Here is a 20,643-nt window from a genome sequence, read left to right as displayed (position 1 = left end):
TCGTTAGCCCGTACATTAGCAGCATCGTATCCAAGGAGAACTCCACATGACTACTGTGTCCACTGTAAAAACCATTTTGATTACCGGCGCCTCGTCCGGTTTCGGCGTAGCAGCCAGCCTGTATTTTGCCAAGGCTGGCTGGAATGTGATCGCCACCATGCGCACGCCGGAACAGGCGCCCGCCGGCCTGGCCGATGCCGGCCAGGTACTGGTGACGCGCCTGGACGTGCAGGACAGCGCCAGCATAGACGCGGCAATTGCCGCCGGCATCGCCCGCTTCGGCAAGATCGACGTGGTGGTGAACAACGCGGGCTACGGCCTGTTCGGCGTCTTCGAAGGCTTGACGCGCGCCGCCATCCAGAAGCAGTTCGATACCAATCTGTTTGGCGTCATGGACGTTACGCGGGCCATCCTGCCGCACTTCCGCAGCCAGCGTGCAGGCACCATCATCAACGTCAGCTCGGGCGCCGGCGCGATCGGCTTCCCGATGGCTTCACTGTACTGCGCATCGAAATTCGCGCTGGAAGGCTATTCCGAATCGCTGTCGCACGAACTGGCCTCATTGGGCATCAAGGTGAAGATCGTCGAACCGGGCGGCGCCATGCAAACCAGTTTCATGGCCAGGGTCGGCACGGAAAGCGCCGACTCCGCCGCGATCGCAGACTACACGCCCTTCCTGGAACATGTGGGCGCCCTGTACGCAGGCCTGGGCGCGGCAGCGGACGCCGATGCGGTGGATACCGTGGTGGCATCGATCTACCAGGCAGCCACCGATGGCACGAAGCAACTACGCTATACGCCGACCCGCGATATCGCCGCCCTGCTCGACGCGCGCCGCAGCTCGTCGGAGCACGACTATCGTGCTTTAACGACCGGCTTGTTCTCGCTGCCAGAATAAAAAACTATTCTTGGAAATTAACAGAAAAACATCTTAGAATGCAATTGTTTGCAATTTCGCAAACTTCAATCATGAAGATGAGGTCGAACATGCAAGAGTTAAGCGTCAAGGAAATGGAAGAAGTCGCTGGTGGGCTGATGCCGGAAAGCTCGGTGGGTGGCAGCCTGAGCATAGACTGATCCCGGATCACTTGCACTGAATGCCTTGGCCGCACCGACTTCTGTCGGTGCGGCTTTTTCATATCCAGACAGGATGAAGCAGCCATCAACCCCGGTACAGCGGGTTGCTGGCAACGTAGACGCGCACCGGCATGGCGGTGAAGCCTGCCGGGGCGATCTTCGACAAGTCGAAGCGCGCCTCTTCCGGGAAGGTGTCGAAGTGCCAGGTAAACATTTTGTCACCGGCCTTGAATTGCACGGTTTCGCCATTGTTGACGCTGACATATTTGGTGTCGGCCGTGATATTGATCACGCGGTCGGCCGCAGCCGTGGTCACTGGCGTGCCGTAATCGACGGCAGCGCCGGCCCAGCCTGCCGCCTGGGCGCCTGGGATTTGGGTGGCGGCAGCAAAGCCGGTAATTGCCAGAGCGATAGCAGCGCGTTTCAGATTCAACATGGTCCTACTCCTGATGGTTGGTGTATTAATCGATATCCTTGTCGAGATCCTTGTCTCGATGGAAGCCAGTGTAAGGAGCGCCCGCTGACCTGGGCATGACAGGACCATTACAAAAAAATGACAGCCCGGACCTCGCCGCCTGGATGACGAAACTGTCATTTTTCCGTCATTTCCGCGTCACTTATCACTGCCTACAATAGGATTTCCATCCCTTTGCAGGAAACTCCCATGTCCATTCCCCCCACAGGCAGCAGCAAGCCGCTGGCACGCCTGCTGCCGCTGGCCGCCATTGCCGCTACCGGCGCGGCGCTGGTGGCCGCCTACGCCTACGCAGCCGGCTGGCTGAGTCCGGAGCGCCTCACGCCGGCGGCCGTCATCGCCAGCTTTCATGCCGATTTCGGCGAACACCCGGGTTTCCGGCGCAACCATGCGAAAGGCATGTGCGTCGCCGGTTACTTTGAAGGCAATGGACTGGGCACGCCCTATTCCAGCGCGGCTGTCTTTGCGCAAGTGCGCACGCCCGTGATCGGCCGTTTCGCCGTTCCGGGCGGCAATCCTGCCGTGGCGGATACTGCCGGCCCCGTGCGCAGCCTGGCGCTGCAATTCACGCAAGCCAACGGCGAACAGTGGCGCACCGGCATGAACAGCACGCCCGTCTTCATCGTCAATACGCCGCAGGGGTTTTATGACAACCTGCAGGCGTCGCGCCCCGTGCCAGGCACGGGCAAACCGGATCCGGCACTCCTGCAAGCCTTTTTTGCGGCCCATCCCGAGTCCTATGCCTTCCGGCAATGGGTCAAGGGCCACCCGCCATCGTCCTCGTTTGCCAGCACCCGTTTCTACAGCATCAATGCCTTCGAATTAGTCGATGCCAAGGGCGTGCGCCATCTTGCGCGCTGGTCGGTACTGCCTGAAGCCGGAGCCGCCCCGCTGCCGCCGGCAGCAAGCAGCAATCCGAACGCCCTGCAGGAGGAATTGGCTGAGCGCCTGCGCGCCGGGCCGCTGCGCTGGCATCTGCAATTGCAACTGGCCCAGCCGGGCGACCTCGGCAATGACGCTACCCGCGCCTGGCCGGACGACCGCCAGGTGATCGACGCCGGCGTACTGACCCTGGAAAGCACGGTCGCGCAGGATGACGGCCCCTGCCGCGACATCAATTTCGACCCGACCGTATTGCCGCACGGCATACAGGTGTCGAACGACCCGCTGCTGGCCGCCCGTTCCGGCGCCTATGCCCGTTCCTACAATCTGCGCACGCGCGAACAAGCGGCGCTGCACGCTACATCAGGAGCATCACGATGACATCACCGCGCTTTTCATTGGCCTTGCGCCTGTTGCACTGGACCATGGCGCCCTTGCTGCTGGCCATGCTGCTGATCGGCACCGGCATGGTGGCCACCGTTTCACACTGGCATGTGACTTTGCTCAATCTGCACAAGCCGCTGGGCCTGGCGCTGCTGGTGCTGGCCGTGCTGCGCCTGCTGCTGCGCTGGCGCAGTCCCGTGCCTGCCCTGCCATCGACCTTGCCGCCCGCCTTGCGCCTGGCCGCGCATGGGTCACACTGGCTGTTGTACGGCTGCATGCTGGCCATGCCGCTGATCGGCTGGGCCATGCTATCGGCAGGCAACTTTCCGCTGCCGCTACTGGCCGGAAGCACCTTACCGCCGCTGCTCGCGCCGAATGTCGCCCACTATGCACTGCTGCGCTCGCTGCACACCGTGCTGGGCGAACTGTTCTTCGTGCTGGTGCTGGGCCACATCCTGGCCGGCCTGATGCATGCGCTGCTGCTGCGCGATGGCGTGTTCGACGCCATCAGCCTGCGCCGCAAGCGTTAGCCAGGACATTACAAGTCGAACTGGGCCGACAGCAGCGCGGTGCGTGGCGCGGCGGCGGTACTGACCGTCAGCAAGGTGCTGCTGGACAGCCAGTAGCGCTTGTTGAATACGTTCTCCACACTGGCGCGCAACACCACCGGCGTGCGCAGGATGGTGGTGCGGTAGCGTGCGCCGATATCGTAGCGCTGCCAGGAGGGCATCTCCAGCGTATTGGCCACGTCATACGGCGTGGCTGCCGTGTAGATCGCGCGCGCATTCAGAGTCAGGCCGTTGATTCCCGGCACATCCCAGTCGGCGCCCAGGTTGAGCGTATGTTTCGGCACGCCGATGGCGTCGTTGCCCTGGTTCAGACCACCGGCCGCACGCTGCAGCTTGGCGTCGTAGAAGGTGGCGCTGGCCATCAGGCGCAGGTCGCGCACGGCCTCGCCAACCGCCGACAGTTCCAGTCCCCGGTTGCGCTGCTTGCCATCCATGCTGTAGATATTGCTGATCGGATCGGTAATCGCGTTCGGGCGGTCGATCTGGAACAGCGAGACACCGGTGATGACTTTATTACGATCCACTTTCAGCCCGATTTCATATTGCTTGGACTTGAATGGCGCAAACACTTCACCCACATTGGCCGTGCCCAGCGGCGCCGTCGAACCGCGCGTCAGGCCTGACGTAAAGTTGCCGTACACAGACACATCGTCCCAGGGACGCACCACGACGCCGGCAATCGGCGACACCGCACTCTCGCCATACGAGGTAGTCACCGCGCCGGCCGCGTTGAAGTTCTGGGCTTGCACCTTCTGCTGGCGCAGGCCGGCCGTCAGCAGGATGCGCTTGTCGGCAAAGGACAAGGTATCGGTCAGCGACATGCTGGTCAGCTGGGTCGCCGAATTCTTGCTCGGTGAAAAGCGATCGCCGGAAAGCTGGTAGACCGGCAGCGGCGCGTAAATATTCGAATCGACGGCCGTGCCAGCCGGCGCTGCCAGATAGAAACTGCCTGCCTCCTGCTCCAGGCGCGAAGCGGAAAAGCTCAGCACATGGGGAATGCCTTGCGTCTCAAAGCGCGCACGGACGCCCGCTTCGCCGGTCTTGCTGCGCGACGCCGCGTCGTACCAGGCGCTGCTGACCCGTATATTGCCCTGCTCATCCATCGCATCCATGCCGCGCGCGGAAGGAAAATCCTGCTCGCTCGCGCCATAGTGGTAACCGGCAGCGGCGTACAGCATCACTTGCGGCGACCAGTCGTACTCCAGGCGCGAAGCCATCGTCGCATCGCGTATCTTCAGGTCGGCGCCTTCGTAAATGGCGCGGTGGCCGGAAGGCGCGGCCGGGAGCCGGGTGATACCAGGCCGGAAACCAATCTGGGCGCGGAAGTTATCGGTATGCTCGCGTTGCGCGTAGGCATCCACCGACCAGCGCACATTGCTTGCGCGGTAGTCGAGCGCCAGCGCGGCCATCCCGAACTGCTGCTGGCCGTTGTCGATATTCGTGTCGCCGTTGCGGTACACCCCATTAAAGCGCAGGCCCCAGGCGTTGCTCTCGCCAAAGCGGCGCCCCACATCGAGCTGGCCACCCAGCAGGGATTTGCTTTCATAAGTGGTCGTCAGGCGCGTGATTGGCTGGTCCTTGGCGCGCTTGGTGACGATATTGATATTGCCGCCGATGCTGCCGTTCGGGCTGATCCCGTACATCAGGGTGCCCGGGCCTTTCAGCACTTCCACGCGCTCCATGAAGGCGGTGGGCATGCGGTTCGACGAGGCCAGTCCATACAGGCCGTTCAAGCCGACGTCGCCGCTGGTCACATTGAAACCGCGGATCTGGAAATCTTCGCTGAAGCCGCCGGTCGAAGTCATGGTGCGCACCGACGCTTCGTTGACGACCACGTCGGCCAGGGTGCGCGCCTGCTGGTCTTCGAGTATTTGCGCCGTATAGTTGGTGGTGCTGAACGGGGTATCCATCACATCGGCCATGCCCAGCACGCCCAGGCCGCCACTGCGCGCGATGCGGCCACCGGCCAGTGCCGGCTCACTGCGGGCGCCGTTGATCAGCACGCGGCTGGCCGGGCTGCTGTCCTCTTCGCTGATGGCGACCACTTCCGGCAACATGGTGCTCTGGGTGGCGACCGCCTTGCGCAAGGCGTAAGCGCCGTCCGCCTGGGATACGGCTTCCAGCCCGGTGCCTTGCAGCAAGATGGCCAAGCCTTCCTGGGGCGTGTAATCGCCACGCAAGCCCTGGCTGGTTTTGCCTGCGGTGAGCTTGCCGTCGATGGCCAGCAAGATGCCGGTGCTGCCGGCAAAACGGTTCAGCGCGCTGTCCAGCGTGCCTGCAGCGATCTCGACGTGACGCCGTGTTTCTGGGTTGACACCTTGGGCAAGGGCCGTGGTGGATGCAGCGGCAAGCGACAAGGCGGCGAGCAGGGCTGCCTGGGCGATACGGCGGCGACGGAATGGGAGCGGTTGTTGCAACATGAACAGTCTATCCTTTCAAATCAAGAGGGCGATATCGACATCCCGTATGAAAAGAAAAAAGATCTACCCATTTTTTACTTTTTTTTCGCCTGCACCGTGACCCAGTAGCGGGTTGCGTAGCTGATGCGCACCGGCAAGGCTTGTTCCAGGGCAGCGAGCACCTTGTCCGTATCGCCCAGGGGATAGCGCCCCGACACGACTTCATTAGCGACGGCAGGGTCGCAGCGGATCACGCCTGTGCGGTAACGCCCCAGTTCTGCCAGGAAATCTTGCAAGCGCATTTGCTCCGCCTCCAGCACGCCATCGAGCCACGCGGGATGCTCCGACGGCAACGCGCGCACCGCCTCCATCGAGGCCGCCGTAAAGCGCAGCTGGCTGCCAGCGGCCAGGCGCAGGGGCGCATCCGGGGTCAAGCGGGGACGCACTTCGACGGCGCCCTCGTAGACTTCCACCCGGGTATGTTCGCCGCCTTGATACACGGTAAAGCGGGTGCCGAGCGCGCGCGCCGCGCCATGCGTGGTGACCACCACAAAATCGCGATGGCGTGTTGCCGGTTCGTGCGCAGTGGTGACGAGAATTTCGCCTTGATACAAATCAATCCGCCGCAAGCCGGCGTCAAAGTGGACATCGAAGGCAGTGGCCGTATTCATGCTGATGCGGGTGCCATCTGCCAGCACCAGCTCGCGGCGTTCGCCGGTGGTCGTGGCATACTGCGCCGTCATGGCGTGCCATGGCGCACTGCCCCGCAAGGTATAGACCGCAGCGCCGCTGCCGCACACCAGCAGCAAGCCACGCAACACCGTGCGGCGCTGATTGCTCCGGCTACTTTCGCGCAAGGTCAGCCCGGCCGTGGCTGCCGGGACGCTGCGCAGGCGCTGCTCCAGCTTCGCTACCTGCAGCCAGGCAAGCTCATGCTCGGGCGCCGCCTGGCGCCAGTTGCTCAGCGCAAGCTGTTCTTCCGGCGTGACTTCGCCCGACCACATGGTCACCAGCCACGCCAGGGCCTGTTGACGGTGTTCGGCAGAGACCGTGTCGCTCGATGCTTCCAAGAACTACACCATCACCGCAAAACAGGCCTGCGCAGCCTGGAACATATACTTGCGCACCGATCCCAGCGACACCCCCAGGCGCTCGGCGATGCTTTGGTAAGTCAGACCGTCGAATTGCGACAGCAGGAACGCTTCGCGTACGCGCTGCGGCAAGCGGTCAAGCGCCGCATCGAGCAGGCACAGGGTTTGCAGCGCGATGGCGCGCTCCTCCGCCGACGGCATCTGGTCGGCAGAAAAATGCGTGAGCGCTTCCAGGTAGGCATATTCCAGGCGCCGCCGGCGCTGCAAGTCCACCACCAGGTGTTTTGCAATCCGCGCCAGATAGGCGCGCGACTGCTGTTCATATTCGGGCAGCCGGCCAGTATCGATCACCCGCACATAGGTATCCTGCGCAACATCGGCCGCATCGGAAACATTGCCCAGCTTGCCACGCAACCAGCCCAGCAGCCAGCCATGGTTCTGGCGATACATGGTGCTGATGAAGTCAGGGGCGATGCTGTCAGCCATTACGATTCCTGGGGCGTAGCCGCAAGGTCCTGGTACGGGAGCCTGGCCAAAGTTTGATTGAGAATAATTCTCATTATTATATCGAAGTCGGGTGGCGTGTGCTACTGGCGCAGTCGATGCAGAGCCTATCTTTGCCATGAGCGAGCTGTGGCAGCTCAGATGCCGGGCGATGCGTTTGACAAGATGCTCTGCGGTGATTTTACAGATACCTGATTGTTCATTTTCAGATAATGAATTATGGGATCTCTCTCAAACCATTGATTAAAAAAGGTTTTTTTACAAAATTCAAGATAGTTATTGACACCAGTATCAATAACTTCTAGATTCCTTCTATGATTAATCCTCGCTTCGAACACTTCGAGCTCAAACTATGCAACCCGACATTTGACTCACCGCTAGTCGATGTCATCAACGAACTTGAGCATCTTCGTCGCCTGCAATTGGGCGGGAGCACGCCTGCGGGCGTATTCTTCCAGCTCAAACACATCTTCCACCTGCTGGAAAGTCTGGGGTCTGCCCGCATCGAGGGCAATCACACCACACTGGCCGATCTTGTCGACGCAACACTAAGAGGCGATGACGGGGCTGGCAACAGTGACCAAATGCAAGAGATCAGCAACATCGAAAAAGCGATGCGGTATGTTGAAGAGGCCATCGAGCCTGCTGCACCACTGACCGAAACGTTCATACGCGATTTGCACAAGATTGCCGTGAGCACATTACAGCGCGAGGGCGACAAAACACCGGGAGCGTATCGAGAAGGAGCGGTCACAATCGCCATGTCGGCACATCTGCCGCCTGAGGCACTTGCCGTGCCGCAGTACATGAAGGAGTTGACGGATTTTGTCAACACCGCCTCAGCGCCCAAGTACGACCTGATGAAAGTGGCCCTCACCCATCACCGGTTCGGCTGGATACATCCTTTCTCAAACGGAAACGGAAGGGTCGTCCGCCTGCTGACATACGCTCTGCTCATCAAGTACGGCTTCAACGTCAAAGATGGACGCGTGCTCAACCCAACCGCAGTCTTTTGTAACAACCGGGAGCGCTACTACCAGATGCTTGGTAGCGCCGATAGTGGCACAACGCAGGGCATTGAAAACTGGTGTATTTATGTACTTGAAGGAGTATTGCTTGAGCTGCAAAAAGTAGATCGGCTGACACAATACGATTACATCGAGCAAAAAATTCTCATACCCGCACTCAATATTTCACGTGCGCGGCAGCTGATAACGCTTGCTGAATATCACGTACTGCTTGAAGTGGTTCGGCTGAAAAGTGCAAAGTCGGCGGACCTGAAAAAAGTCATGCCCAACTTGACTGACAACCAGCGCACCTATCAGATCAAACGACTGGTAGAGCTGAAAATGTTGCAAGCAATCTACCCGGGCGCCAGACAGTACGCGATCTGCTTCACCAACAATTACCTGTTACGCGGCGTCATCAAGGCCCTGACCGAAGAAGGATTCGTTCCCAGCTCCATGGAAAAGTGACGACCATGACGCCTATGCTGGTTTGACACCTGCCCCCATCGGGCAAACAGCAATAAATCCACCATCTGATCGACTTTGTCGGCGCAAGTGGCGGTCATCGGCAGCCGCTAATGGTAAAGTGTGGCCTGCTGCGCAATAGCGCCATCGCACCACCGAATTCCACACAGAACAACGATCAAACTCAAAGACTTACAATGAATATGCAGTCAAATCAAGAGCTTGCCAACATCCAGCGGAGCAAGCTCACGCCCATGATGCAGCAATATATGGCGATCAAGGACAACCACCCGACGATGTTGGTGTTCTATCGCATGGGCGATTTCTACGAGCTGTTTTTTGAAGATGCAGAAAAAGCCGCGCGCCTGCTGGGCATTACCCTGACGGCGCGCGGCGCAGCCAGTGGCAATCCGATCAAGATGTGCGGCGTGCCGTTTCATTCGCTCGATGGCTACCTGGCCAAGCTGGTCAAGCTGGGCGAGTCGGTCGCCATTTGCGAACAGATCGGCGACCCGGCTACCAGCAAGGGCCCGGTCGAGCGCAAGGTCATGCGCGTGGTCACGCCAGGCACCCTGACGGATGCCGACTTGCTGCCCGAAAAAGCCGAACGGCCGCTGCTGGCCTTGTGCAGCGTGACGCAGCGCAAGACCGTGACGACGGGCCTGGCCTGGCTGTCGCTGGCCAGCGGCGCCTTGAAACTGATGGAGTTTTCCGGCGACAGCGCCACCGTGGCCACGCGCCTGCAGCAGGAACTGGAGCGCATCGTGCCGGCCGAGATCCTCAGCGGCGACCATGGCGGCCTGTTTGACGATTACGCCGGCACGCATGTGAACCGCGTGCCCGACTGGCATTTCGACGTGGTCAGCGGCCACAAGGCGCTGCTCGACCAGCTGGGCGTTGCCACCTTGACGGGTTTCGGCGCCGATGGAATGAAAGCCGCGTTCGGCGCGGCCGGCGCGCTGCTGCGTTATGCGCAGTCGACGCAGGGCCGCGGCTTGCAGCATGTGCGCTCGCTGACGACGGAAAACGAAAGCGAATTCATCGGCCTGGACGCCGCCACGCGGCGCAACCTGGAGTTGACGGAAACCATCCGCGGCCAGGAATCGCCGACCTTGTTCTCCTTGCTCGACCATTGCCGCACGGCCATGGGTTCGCGCATGCTGCGCCACTGGCTGCATCATGCGCGGCGCGACCAGGGCGTGGCCCGCGCGCGCCACGAAGCGATTGCCGCGCTGGCGCAAAGCGAAGCGGCCGGCCCGCTGGCGGCCACGCTGGCGCAAGTGCCCGATATTGAACGCATCACCACGCGCATCGCACTGCTGTCGGCCCGCCCGCGCGACCTGGCTGCCCTGCGCGATGGCTTGCTGCAATTGCCGGCGCTGCGCGAACAAGTCGTGCGCTGCCATGGCCAGGAGAGTCAAAACAGCTTGCTGCGCGCCATCCACACTTCCCTGGCGACGCCGGAAAATTGCCTGGACCTGCTGGTGCGCGCCGTGGCGCCGGAACCGGCGGCGATGGTGCGCGACGGCGGCGTGTTTGCGCGCGGCTACGATGCCGAACTCGATGAATTGCGGGCGCTGTCGGAAAACGCGGGCCAGTTCCTGGTCGACCTGGAAACGCGCGAACGGGCCCGCACCGGCATCGCCAACCTGCGCGTGGAATACAACAAGGTGCATGGCTTCTATATTGAAGTCACGCATGGCCAGACCGACAAGGTGCCCGACGATTACCGCCGCCGCCAGACCCTGAAAAACGCCGAGCGCTACATCACGCCGGAACTGAAAGTGTTCGAAGACAAGGCCCTGTCGGCGCAAGACAAGGCGCTGGTGCGCGAAAAGCTGCTGTACGACCTGCTGCTGGCCGAACTGGCGCCGCATATCGGCACCCTGCAAACCATCGCCCAGGGCCTGGCCCAGCTCGATACCCTGAACGCGCTGACGGAACATGCGCAGCAACACAACTGGGTCGCGCCGCAACTGGTGGCCGAGCCGTGCATCAACATCGTCGAAGGCCGCCACCCGGTGGTGGAAAAGCAGATCGAACGCTTTATCGCCAACGATTGCCGCCTCGTCAATGAACGCCGCCTGCTGCTGATCACCGGCCCGAACATGGGCGGTAAATCGACCTTCATGCGTCAGGTGGCCCTGATCACCCTGCTGGCCTACGTGGGCAGTTATGTACCAGCAACTAGCGCGACCATCGGCCCGATCGACCGCATCTTCACGCGCATCGGCGCCACCGACGACCTGGCCGGTGGCCGTTCGACCTTCATGGTGGAAATGACGGAATCGGCCGCCATCCTGAACGGCGCCACCGAGCACTCGCTGGTGCTGATGGATGAAGTGGGCCGCGGCACCTCGACCTTCGATGGCCTGGCCCTGGCGTGGGCGATTGCGCGCCACCTGATCGACAGCAGCCGCAGCTTTACCCTGTTCGCCACGCACTATTTTGAGCTGACGCAATTGCCGGACAGCCATCCGAGCGCCGCCAACGTGCATTTGTCGGCCGTCGAGCACAAGGACAGCATCGTCTTCCTGCACGCCGTGCAAGCGGGCCCGGCCTCGCAAAGCTATGGCTTGCAGGTGGCGCAGCTGGCTGGCGTGCCGCAGCCGGTGATCAAGGCGGCGCGCAAGCATCTGGCGCGGCTGGAAACGCAGGCGCTGGACGCCACGCCGCAACGCGACCTGTTTGCTGCGCCATCAAGCGATCCGTATGCGCAGGAGGAAGACGACGCGCCCGCGCCAGGCGCCGCCCTCAACGAGGCCCAGCAAGCCTTGCTGGACGCGATCGCCGACCTCGATCCCGATGCGCTGACGCCGCGCGATGCGCTGGAACAGTTGTACCAGCTGAAACGGCTGGCTGCCGCATGATCATCCGCTCCGGCAAGGTTCGCCTGGCAAGGCTCGCCGCCAGTACGCTGGCGGTGTGCCTGCTATGGCAGGGCACGCTGGCACGGGCAGAGGAGCCCGGCTTCGACTTTGCCGTGCTGGGGCACTCGTTCAAGGCGGGGCCGGACGATGCGCCGTTGAAACACGCGATCCAGGATAGCAACAACCTGCACCCCGCTTTCCTGGTGGCGACCGGCATCAAGGCGGCCAGCGAATCGTGCAGCGACAAGCTGTACAGCCAGCGCAAGGATTTGCTGGACGCGAGCAGCCAGCCGCTGGTGATTTCACTATCGGCCAGCGACTGGGCCAACTGCCGCAATTCGCGCGGACGTGCCAACGCCATCGAACGCCTGAACCGTTTGCGCGAAGTGTTTTTTGCCGACGACAGCAGCCTGGGCCAGCGCAAGCTGAGCCTGTCGCGGCTGTCGTCGACGGCCAAGTTCCGCAGCTATGCGGAAAATGCCCACTGGGAATATGGCGGCGTGCTGTTTGCCACCGTGAACCTACCGGCCAACAACAACCATTTCCTGCCGGAAGCGGGCCGCAACAGCGAATTCGAAGACCGGCTGGTAGCCAACCGTTCCTGGCTGCAACGCTTATTTGCCATGGCGCAACGCAAGAAACTGGACGGCATCGTGCTGTTCTCGGATGGCGACGTACACATACTGGAAGAAGAGGAAAGTTCGCTGCTCCCCAATTTCAGCAGCAAGCAAGATGGCTTCGCCAGCCCCCGCAAGCAGATCCGCCTGCTGGCCAAGAAATTTGAAGGCAAGGTATTGCTGGTCGACACCCAGGCGGGCATCAAGAAGGCGGGCAAGAAAAGCAGCCAGGGACCAAAAATCAGCTGGAAAGATAACCTCGGCCACATCAGCATCGACAGCGACTGGGCCACCATCGCAGTACAGCCAGGCAAGTCGCCCTTGTTTGAAGTGCGTGAACGCGCCGGCAAACTGGCACCAAACCAGTCCGCATCAAGCCAGCGAACGTCACGACGCCTGGCCAGACCGTCGCGAGCGGAAGGGAGAGGTGGCTAAGAAGCGCAACCGTACTCAAGTACGGTGAGCATCGCAGGCTACCTATACCGACGCGCAGCAGGTCTGGTCAGGCGTTACCACTTAGTGGATAGGGTGGGTGCGGAAGTGATCGCCGTCTTCGCCTTCATCACCCTCGTCATCGCCATGGTCATGGCCATGCGCGCCATGCACGTGGCCATGGGCGATTTCTTCTTCGGTGGCTTCGCGCACGTCGGCGACGGTCAGCGAGAAGCGCAGCGCGATGCCGGCCAGTGGATGGTTGCCATCCAGAACAACTTTGTCGTCGGCGATATCGGTCACGGTGAAGATCATCGCTTCTTCATCGGTCGAATCGCTTTCTGGCATGCCTTCGAATTGCATGCCCACTTCCAGCGGCTCAGGCAGGCGGTTGCGTGGCTCGACCTTGACCAGCGCTGGATCGTATTCACCGAAAGCATCGTCCGGTTCGATCTGGATCGTGTTGGAATAGCCAACTTCCTTGCCGTCGAGCTCTTCTTCGATCTTCGGCAGGGTGTTTTCATAATCACCATGCAGGTAGACCATAGGCTGACGGCCATCTTCGATCAGATTGTCTTGCGCGTCTGACAGTTTGTAGTTGACAGTCACGACCGTATTCTTGGCAATCTTCATTATGCTTCCTTTCATTGTATAAGCTGGCAAATTATACCTTTCCGCCGCTCGCGGCGAGCGCATTCCTGCATTTGCGGTTGTTATAATGGGCGCATGAAAACATTAACTCTCCTCGGCGATATCACGCCAGCGCAATTCCTGCGCGACTACTGGCATAAAAAACCCCTGCTGATCCGTCAGGCCGTGCCTGGCTTCAAGCCCCTGCTGGACTTCAAGGCCATGGCTGAACTGGCCAAGCTCGACCACGTCGAATCGCGCCTGGTCAGCCATGCCGATGGCCACTGGTCGATGCAGCAAGGTCCGTTGACCAGCCTGCCTTCACCCAAACAAAAGGAATGGACCTTGCTGGTGCAGGGCGCCAACCTGCACAACGCCAAAGCCGATGCACTGCTGCGCCAGTTCCGTTTCCTGCCAGACGCACGCCTCGATGACCTGATGGTGAGCTTCGCCACCGATGGCGGCGGCGTGGGCCCGCATTTCGATTCCTACGATGTGTTCCTGCTGCAAGGCCAGGGCAAGCGCCACTGGCGCATCAGCGCGCAGAAGGACTTGAGCCTGATCGACGGCTTGCCGCTGAAAATCCTCAGCAACTTCACGCCGGACGAAGAATTCACCCTGGAACCGGGCGACATGCTGTATCTGCCGCCACACTACGCGCACGATGGCGTGGCCATCGGCGACTGCCAGACCTATTCGATCGGTTTCCGCTCGCCATCGTTCCAGGAACTGGGCGAAGCCTTTTTGCAATTCATGGCCGACTCGATCGACTTGCCGGGCCGCTATGCAGATCCCGAATTGAAAGCGTCAGCCAAGCCGGCGGAAATCCCGCGCGAGATGCTCGCCACCATCACGGAAGAACTGAACAAGGTACGCTTCACGGAAGAAGATGTGACCATCTTCCTGGGGGAACACCTGTCCGAACCGAAGCACAATGTGTTTTTCACGCCACTGTCCAAACCGCTGACGGTGGGCCGCTTCACGGAAGCCGCGTACAAAAAAGGTGTCGTGTTGTCACGTAAGACCTTGATGCTGTATCGTGGCAAGAATGTCTTCATCAATGGCGAATCGTTCGCCGTTGGCCGGGCCGATAAAACGGCGCTGGAAAGCTTGGCCAATGACCGCGCGCTCGCTGGCGCGGCCGTGGCGCAAGCGTCTGATGACGTGATGGACGCGTTGTACACCTGGTATCAGGATGGCTGGATCGAACTGGCCTGATAGCTGCGTTGCAGTAAAAGTGGCACTACCCGCAACAGGTGTTTTTGTTTCTGCGTTAGCGCAATAAAACATAATATTTTTATATCGTTTTGTGGCGCTTACGCAAAACACTTACACTTGCTTGCAATTTGCTTTGCTAATTATTGCGTTATCACAAAATAGTTGCGGATTTGCCTCTTGCTGCTATTGCGACGCACCAAAAATCGCTATAATATTCGGTTAGGAAGTTTCCGTTGTCTGGCAGGCACCACCTGGTACGAAAAGCCTTCGAAGACGACCTAACGAGCGATAATTACCGGTAATTATTCATCGCAACAATGTTGATTTATTTTTTGAAATAATTAAGGAAAACAAATGAAAAAATCCCTGCTGATCGCCTCCCTGATGGTTGTTGCTCTGGCCGCTTGCAGCAAAAAAGAAGAAGCTCCTGCACCAGCACCAGTAGTTGAAACCCCAGCACCAGCTCCAGCAGAAGCTGCTCCTGCTGCTCCAGCTGCTGACGCTGCTGCTTCGGCCGCTACCGACGCTGCTGCTGCTGCTTCGACCGCTGCTTCGGCTGCTAGCGACGCTGCTGCTGCCGCTTCGGCTGCTGCATCGGCTGCTAAGTAATTTAGCACCCTGCATCAAAGAAAGCCGGCCTTCGGGCCGGTTTTTTTATGCCCGCAACTTTTATGCTCTTTAACCAGAGCCACTAATAAATAGCGCAGGCAATAAAAAAGGCTGGCTTCCGTAAGGAGCCAGCCTTTTTTGATCCGCAGCAGGCATGGTGCCTGCCGCTGCGCTTATTTCAGCTGATCGTTCAGCAGACCGAGGATCTTGCCGGCCACTGGCGTGACATCCGGCTTGCCTTCGCTGCTCAGGATGCTGACCAGGCTGGTCGAGCCATTGCCGGCCTTGACCGCCACGCGGTAGCGCTGCGCTTCCTTGTCCTTGTCGGACGAACCCCAGCTGAACAGTTTCGCGAAGAAACCTTCTGGCTTGACCGCATCCGGATCGACGTAGCGCACGAAATACGTACCTTGCGTGCGGTCGCGGTCTTCCACGGTAAAGCCGACGCGGTCCAGCGCCAGGCCGACACGGCGCCAGGCGCGGTCGAAACCTTCGTCGACTTCGATGGCGTGCGTGGCGCCCTCGCCCACCAGCTTGGCGTGCAGCGGCTGGACGATGGCCGAATCGACGGCCGTCTTGGCTTGCGCCTCGTCGGTGGCGGCGCCCAGGCGTATCATCAGCTTGGCCAGGAATTGCGCTTCCAGGCCCGGATCGTTGGGACGCGCGGTCCAGGTGGTGGTTTCCTTGTCGCGGCCCGTCAAGACCTCTTCCACGCCGCGGTGGCTGATGTAGATCTCGGTCGAGCCGTCCGGCAGGCGCTCCAGGCGGGTACGGTACTTGTCTTTCTCGCCCGTCGAATACAGCGAATCGAAGACCTTGCCGATGGTGTTGCGAATGATGTCTTGCGGCAGCTTGGCGCGGTTTTCATTCCACTCGGTTTCCATGATGCCGGCGGTCGGCTCGTCGATGGCGAGATTGAAACCGGAATCTTCCCAGAATTGCTTCAGTTGCGGCCACAGCACTTCAGGCGACTGCTTGACCACCAGCCAACGCTGGTTGCCGACACGTTCCACCTTGACGCCGCCTGCTGCCACGGGCACCACGTCCACTGCGCCGCCGGTGGCGTTGGTGGCGACCGGTGCGCCGGCGGTGGCATTACGCTGCGCGTTGTAGCCAGAGGCCGTGGCCACGCCATTTTTCGAATCTGGCAAGGCGTAGCGGTTGTCTTGCTGCAATTGAGTCAGATCGGGCGGCACGTCCAGGGTGCTGGCTTTCTTGACCGACTTGTAGTCGACCTTGTCGCCACCGACCACCGAACTGATCATGCCACAGCCGGCGAGGCTGGCTGCGACGGCGCCGATGACGAGGCCGCGAACGGCGATGGTGGCAGGCGCCGGGTTGGTTTTCTTGCTATTAGTCATGTCGTTACTGGATAAGAAGCTAAGAGGCAGCTGAAATCAGGGAAGGTCCGGACTGTGCTAGTCAGGGCTTAAGATAAGACACCGGCGTCGCGCAAGGCTTCGCGTACCGTGGCATGGCAATGTTCAGCCAGCGGCACCAAAGGCAAGCGTATGCCGGCGGGCATCATGCCCATTTCCGCCAGCGCCCATTTGACGGGCACTGGATTAGGCTCGACAAACAATTTCTGATGCAGGGGAAATACCTTGTTATTGATGGCGATGGCCTTGGCACGCTCGCCGGCCATGGCGGCCACGCACAGTTCGTGCATGGCGCGCGGCGCGACGTTGGCAGTCACGGAAATATTGCCGTGGCCACCGCAGAACATCAGCGCCATGGCGGTCGGATCGTCGCCCGAATACACGGCGAAATCGGCTGGCACCTGCCGCAGCAGGTCTACGCCACGGCCGATATTGCCGGTCGCGTCTTTCACGCCGACGATATTGCTGATCGCCGCCAGGCGCACGATGGTCTCGTTGCTCATGTCGGCAACGGTGCGGCCAGGTACGTTGTACAGGATGACTGGAATGTCGACGGCTTCGGCGATGGCCTTGAAGTGCTGGTACATGCCTTCCTGGGTAGGACGGTTGTAGTACGGAACCACTTGCAAGACAGCATCGGCGCCCGCCTCTTTGGCGTAGCGCGTCAGCTTGATGGCTTCGGCTGTGGAATTGCCACCGGCGCCGGCGATGATAGGAATGCGTCCCTTGGCATGCTCGACGGTCAGCTTGATCAGTTCGCAGTGTTCTTCCACGCTCACTGTTGCCGATTCGCCCGTGGTGCCCACGATGACGATGCCATCCGTCCCCTCGGCGATATGCCAGTCGATCAGCTTGCGCAGGCCTGGAATATCCAGACTGCCATCTGCGTGCATCGGGGTGACGATTGCTACAATGCTGCCCTTGATCATAGTAATTTTATAGCGCCGATAAATAAAACAACGATTGTAGCGGATAGCCCGCGCCTGTGGTGCATTCTGATTTCGAAACGCCGCTCAAAACGGTGGCAACAGGGCCGCCAACCGTGGAAAATCTGGCCGAACGGCACAAATTCGTTGCACTAGAGCAGCTTTTGGCTGTTCTACCCGGCCCTCTTCATACGCCACCACGCGCAAGCCGTGCTGCGCGGCCCAGCCCAGCATTTCGCCTTCCTTGAGCAGGAATTTCGGATTCGACGGCTTGCCGAATTGTTCATTGCCCTCAGAGAAAGTTTCGTAGACCAGCAGGCCATCGGGCGCCAGGCTGGCCACCAGCGATTCGATCAAGGGACGATGCAGATAATTCGTCACGACGATGCCGGCAAAGCGCCCGGCCGCAAAAGGCCAGGCGGCGCCCGGCGCTTCCAGGTCCACCAGCGAAGTGACGATACCCGTGCCGGCGGCTTTTTCCAGCATTTCGGGATCATGATCGAGCGCAATCACCGGGTGGCCCAGGCCGACCAGGTGGCGCGCATGGCGGCCGTTGCCGCAAGCCAGGTCCAGCACTTCGCCACCGGGGATCAGGGGCGCCCAACGGCGCACCCAGGCTGAAATTGCTTCACTCTCGACGAGCGGTTCCACTTGTTTTAATACTTGCATTCATATTCCATCAGTTAATTGCTTTTCGCTCAAGATACCCTGCCTCAGCCCAGCAGCATCCGCAGCGGCAAAGTCAGCCCATACACACCCTTGATGACGACCTGCACGATACCAGGCAGGAATTTACCGAGCACGCCCGTATAACTGAGCACGATCAGTCCGACAAAGATAAACGGCGTATAACGGTCGAGACGGGCATATTGTTTCGACAATTCCAGCGGCAGCAGCCCGGTGACGATACGGCCACCGTCCAGCGGCGGGACGGGGATCAGGTTAAACACGCACATCACCGCATTGACCAGCACGCCTGCCTGGCTCACTTCCAGCAGATACGCCTGCAATGGCGACGCCGGCACCTTGTCCGCCAACACGATGAAGACGACCATCCAGGCCAGCGCCATCACCAGGTTGGCGGCAGGGCCGGCTGCGGCCACCCAGGCCATCTGTTTCTTGGGATTGCGCAAGCGGTTGAAATCGACAGGCACTGGCCGGGCATAGCCGAACGGCACCTGGATCGTGAGATACAGCAGCAACGGCAACAGAATCGTACCAAAGGGATCGATATGCCGGATGGGATTGAGGCTTAGCCGCCCCTCGTCCGATGCAGTGGAGTCACCAAAATACCGGGCCACATAACCGTGCGCAGCTTCATGCAGGGAAATCGCAAAAAGCACCGGAACCAGGTAGACCGCAATGGTCTGGACTATCTCGTTGAAATTGCTCATGACCGCGATTCTACCAGAGCGGCCCCGTGCCTTTCTTATGCTGTCATGAAGACCACGGCTTACAGGCCCAGCGCCGCCGGGTCGCCGCGGCCCACGCGCACCACTTCCGGCTCAGTCCCCGTCAGGTCGATCACCGTGCTGGGGCCATGCGCGCACACGCCGCCATCGATGATCAGGTCGACCAGTTTTTCCAGCCGCTCGCGGATGGTGTCGGCGTCCGTCAGGCTCTCCTCATCGCCAGGCAGGGTCAGGGTGGCGCCCAGCAGCGGCTGGCCCAGCTCTTCCAGCAGGCAATGCACGATGCGGTGCTGCGGCACCCGCAAGCCGATGGTCTTGCGCGACGGGTGGCTCAGGCGGCGCGGCACTTCCCTGGTCGCTTCCAGGATGAAGGTGTAGGCGCCCGGCGTGGCCGCCTTGAGCAGCCGGAACTGGCGGTTATCGACCCTGGCGTACACGCCCAGCTCGCTCAAGTCGCGGCACAGCAAGGTCAGGTGATGCTTTTCGTCCACGCCCCGGATGCGCCGCAAGCGTTCGACCGCGCCCTTGTCATCGAGCTGGCACACCAGCGCATAGCAGGAGTCGGTGGGCAAGGCCACCACGCCGCCTGACTGGATGATCTGCGCTGCCTGCTTGATCAGGCGCAATTGCGGATTGTCGGGGTGTATCTGAAAAAATTGACTCATGGTCTATAGGGTCTGGCGAACCAGCGAGTGAAAAACGTCATGATTGTACGCCGCGCAAGGCGGCGATGCGCTGTTCGATCGGCGGATGGGTGGCAAACAGCGCGCCCCAGCCGCTATTGCCGCCGCTGATGCCCAGCGCCTGCATCGATTGCGGCAGCTCGCCCGGCTGCACGCCGCCCAGGCGGGCCAGCGCATGCACCATCGGCGTGGGGCTGCCCAGGAGCTTGGCCGAACCGGCATCGGCGCGGAATTCGCGCTGGCGCGAGAACCAGGCGACGATGATGGAAGCGAGCAAGCCGAAGATGACTTCGCACACCATCACCGTGACGAAATAACCGATGCCCCGTCCGCCGCCTTCGCGGTTGTTATTCTTCAACAGGACATTGTCGACAAAGAAACCCACCACGCGCGCCATGAAGACGACAAACGTGTTGACCACGCCCTGGATCAGGGTCAGGGTCACCATGTCGCCATTGGCCACGTGGGCGATTTCATGGCCCAGCACGGCTTCGACTTCCTCGCGGTTCATGCTTTCCAACAAGCCGGTGGAGACGGCCACCAGCGCCGAATTCTTGAACGCGCCGGTGGCGAAGGCGTTCGCCTCGCCGTCGTACACGGCCACTTCCGGCATGCCGATGCCGGCCCGCTCCGACAGGGCGCGCACGGTATTGACCAGCCACAATTCGGTCGACGAGCCCGGGTTGTCGATCACGCGCGCGCCGGTGCTCCACTTGGCGACCGGTTTGCTGATCAGCAAGGAGAAAATCGAGCCGGTGAAACCGACCACCAGCGAAAACACCATCAGGCTGCCCAGGTTCAAGGTACTGCCCCGCGCAGGATTGCCCACACCCAGCAAACTGAGGACGATGGACAGCACCAGCATCACAGCCAGGTTGGTGACAACAAAGAGGACGATACGTTTCATGGGCGTTGGCTCCAGAGGAATATTGAAGACGATAGTAGTGAAAATATAAGTACAGGGCCGCACATTTCAAGTGCGGCACGTCTTATGAATACCTTAAGAATCGTCGC

The 20,643-nt window shown here is 60.6% G+C and carries 19 protein-coding genes; 8 read left to right on the top strand and 11 right to left on the bottom strand.

Features of this window, described 5'->3' with window-relative positions:
• The first annotated feature begins 46 nt into the window (after positions 1 to 46).
• Positions 47 to 898, top strand: a complete 852-nt coding sequence (locus ACL9RI_RS24530) for an SDR family oxidoreductase (protein ID WP_422729091.1) — start codon at positions 47 to 49, stop codon at positions 896 to 898.
• Positions 899 to 1,162: 264 nt separating this feature from the next.
• Here ACL9RI_RS24530 and ACL9RI_RS24525 read toward each other — a convergent pair whose 3' ends face one another.
• Positions 1,163 to 1,513, bottom strand: coding sequence for a CzcE family metal-binding protein (locus ACL9RI_RS24525; RefSeq protein WP_422729090.1), 351 nt, complete (start codon positions 1,511 to 1,513; stop codon positions 1,163 to 1,165).
• Between the two features lie 228 nt (positions 1,514 to 1,741).
• Here ACL9RI_RS24525 and ACL9RI_RS24520 point away from each other — a divergent pair, with 228 nt between their 5' ends.
• Positions 1,742 to 2,815 carry a catalase family peroxidase gene (locus ACL9RI_RS24520; protein ID WP_422729089.1) on the top strand — a complete coding sequence of 358 codons (1,074 nt, stop codon included), beginning with the start codon at positions 1,742 to 1,744 and terminating at the stop codon, positions 2,813 to 2,815.
• A complete protein-coding gene (locus ACL9RI_RS24515) occupies positions 2,812 to 3,348 on the top strand; it encodes a cytochrome b (protein ID WP_422729088.1) in 537 nt (178 codons plus the stop codon). The genes ACL9RI_RS24520 and ACL9RI_RS24515 overlap by 4 nt, the downstream gene beginning before the upstream one ends.
• A gap of 8 nt (positions 3,349 to 3,356) precedes the next feature.
• Here the strand turns inward: ACL9RI_RS24515 and ACL9RI_RS24510 are convergent, their stop codons facing one another.
• The 3 genes from ACL9RI_RS24510 to ACL9RI_RS24500 all read right to left on the bottom strand — a co-directional run bounded on the left by ACL9RI_RS24510 (position 3,357) and on the right by ACL9RI_RS24500 (position 7,363).
• Positions 3,357 to 5,807, bottom strand: a complete 2,451-nt coding sequence (locus ACL9RI_RS24510) for a TonB-dependent siderophore receptor (protein WP_422729087.1) — start codon at positions 5,805 to 5,807, stop codon at positions 3,357 to 3,359.
• A 74-nt stretch (positions 5,808 to 5,881) separates the two neighbouring features.
• Positions 5,882 to 6,856, bottom strand: coding sequence for a FecR domain-containing protein (locus ACL9RI_RS24505; RefSeq protein WP_422729086.1), 975 nt, complete (start codon positions 6,854 to 6,856; stop codon positions 5,882 to 5,884).
• A gap of 3 nt (positions 6,857 to 6,859) precedes the next feature.
• Positions 6,860 to 7,363: a sigma-70 family RNA polymerase sigma factor gene (locus ACL9RI_RS24500; RefSeq protein WP_422729085.1), complete on the bottom strand. Its 504-nt coding sequence runs from the start codon at positions 7,361 to 7,363 to the stop codon at positions 6,860 to 6,862.
• A 332-nt stretch (positions 7,364 to 7,695) separates the two neighbouring features.
• Here ACL9RI_RS24500 and ACL9RI_RS24495 point away from each other — a divergent pair, with 332 nt between their 5' ends.
• From ACL9RI_RS24495 to ACL9RI_RS24485, 3 genes are all read left to right on the top strand, one after another.
• Positions 7,696 to 8,856 (top strand): Fic family protein, encoded by a 1,161-nt coding sequence (locus tag ACL9RI_RS24495; RefSeq protein ID WP_422729084.1) that lies wholly within the window; start codon positions 7,696 to 7,698, stop codon positions 8,854 to 8,856.
• A gap of 194 nt (positions 8,857 to 9,050) precedes the next feature.
• The gene (gene mutS / locus ACL9RI_RS24490) at positions 9,051 to 11,723 is read left to right on the top strand and encodes a DNA mismatch repair protein MutS (protein ID WP_422729083.1); all 2,673 of its coding nucleotides are present in this window, start codon (positions 9,051 to 9,053) and stop codon (positions 11,721 to 11,723) included.
• On the top strand, positions 11,720 to 12,775 hold the full coding sequence (locus ACL9RI_RS24485) for a hypothetical protein (protein ID WP_422729082.1): 1,056 nt from the start codon (positions 11,720 to 11,722) through the stop codon (positions 12,773 to 12,775). The genes mutS and ACL9RI_RS24485 overlap by 4 nt, the downstream gene beginning before the upstream one ends.
• An 81-nt stretch (positions 12,776 to 12,856) precedes the next feature.
• Here ACL9RI_RS24485 and ACL9RI_RS24480 read toward each other — a convergent pair whose 3' ends face one another.
• Positions 12,857 to 13,405, bottom strand: a complete 549-nt coding sequence (locus tag ACL9RI_RS24480) for an FKBP-type peptidyl-prolyl cis-trans isomerase (RefSeq protein ID WP_422729081.1) — start codon at positions 13,403 to 13,405, stop codon at positions 12,857 to 12,859.
• 93 nt (positions 13,406 to 13,498) lie between these two features.
• Between ACL9RI_RS24480 and ACL9RI_RS24475 the strand changes: the two genes are divergently transcribed.
• Positions 13,499 to 14,620: a JmjC domain-containing protein gene (locus ACL9RI_RS24475; protein ID WP_422729080.1), complete on the top strand. Its 1,122-nt coding sequence runs from the start codon at positions 13,499 to 13,501 to the stop codon at positions 14,618 to 14,620.
• Positions 14,621 to 14,974: 354 nt separating this feature from the next.
• On the top strand, positions 14,975 to 15,229 hold the full coding sequence (locus ACL9RI_RS24470) for a hypothetical protein (protein WP_422729079.1): 255 nt from the start codon (positions 14,975 to 14,977) through the stop codon (positions 15,227 to 15,229).
• Between the two features lie 173 nt (positions 15,230 to 15,402).
• On the opposite strand, the gene bamC is transcribed toward ACL9RI_RS24470, so the two are convergent.
• The 6 genes from bamC to htpX all read right to left on the bottom strand — a co-directional run bounded on the left by bamC (position 15,403) and on the right by htpX (position 20,536).
• Positions 15,403 to 16,590 (bottom strand): outer membrane protein assembly factor BamC, encoded by a 1,188-nt coding sequence (gene bamC, locus ACL9RI_RS24465; protein WP_422729078.1) that lies wholly within the window; start codon positions 16,588 to 16,590, stop codon positions 15,403 to 15,405.
• Positions 16,591 to 16,658: 68 nt separating this feature from the next.
• Positions 16,659 to 17,537: a 4-hydroxy-tetrahydrodipicolinate synthase gene (gene dapA / locus ACL9RI_RS24460; protein ID WP_422729077.1), complete on the bottom strand. Its 879-nt coding sequence runs from the start codon at positions 17,535 to 17,537 to the stop codon at positions 16,659 to 16,661.
• A gap of 84 nt (positions 17,538 to 17,621) precedes the next feature.
• On the bottom strand, positions 17,622 to 18,203 hold the full coding sequence (locus ACL9RI_RS24455; protein WP_422729076.1) for a class I SAM-dependent methyltransferase: 582 nt from the start codon (positions 18,201 to 18,203) through the stop codon (positions 17,622 to 17,624).
• A 44-nt stretch (positions 18,204 to 18,247) separates the two neighbouring features.
• Positions 18,248 to 18,928 carry a site-2 protease family protein gene (locus ACL9RI_RS24450; RefSeq protein WP_422729075.1) on the bottom strand — a complete coding sequence of 227 codons (681 nt, stop codon included), beginning with the start codon at positions 18,926 to 18,928 and terminating at the stop codon, positions 18,248 to 18,250.
• A 59-nt stretch (positions 18,929 to 18,987) separates the two neighbouring features.
• Positions 18,988 to 19,611: an L-threonylcarbamoyladenylate synthase gene (locus ACL9RI_RS24445; protein WP_422729074.1), complete on the bottom strand. Its 624-nt coding sequence runs from the start codon at positions 19,609 to 19,611 to the stop codon at positions 18,988 to 18,990.
• 37 nt (positions 19,612 to 19,648) lie between these two features.
• Positions 19,649 to 20,536, bottom strand: coding sequence for a protease HtpX (htpX, locus tag ACL9RI_RS24440; RefSeq protein ID WP_422729073.1), 888 nt, complete (start codon positions 20,534 to 20,536; stop codon positions 19,649 to 19,651).
• Positions 20,537 to 20,643: the final 107 nt, after the last annotated feature.

Origin of the sequence: Janthinobacterium sp. Mn2066 (genome assembly GCF_049319705.1) — a bacterium.
Lineage (GTDB): Bacteria > Pseudomonadota > Gammaproteobacteria > Burkholderiales > Burkholderiaceae_D > Janthinobacterium.
The sequence above is the reverse complement of the archived record's forward strand: the minus strand, read 5'-3'. Positions and strand labels throughout refer to the sequence as shown.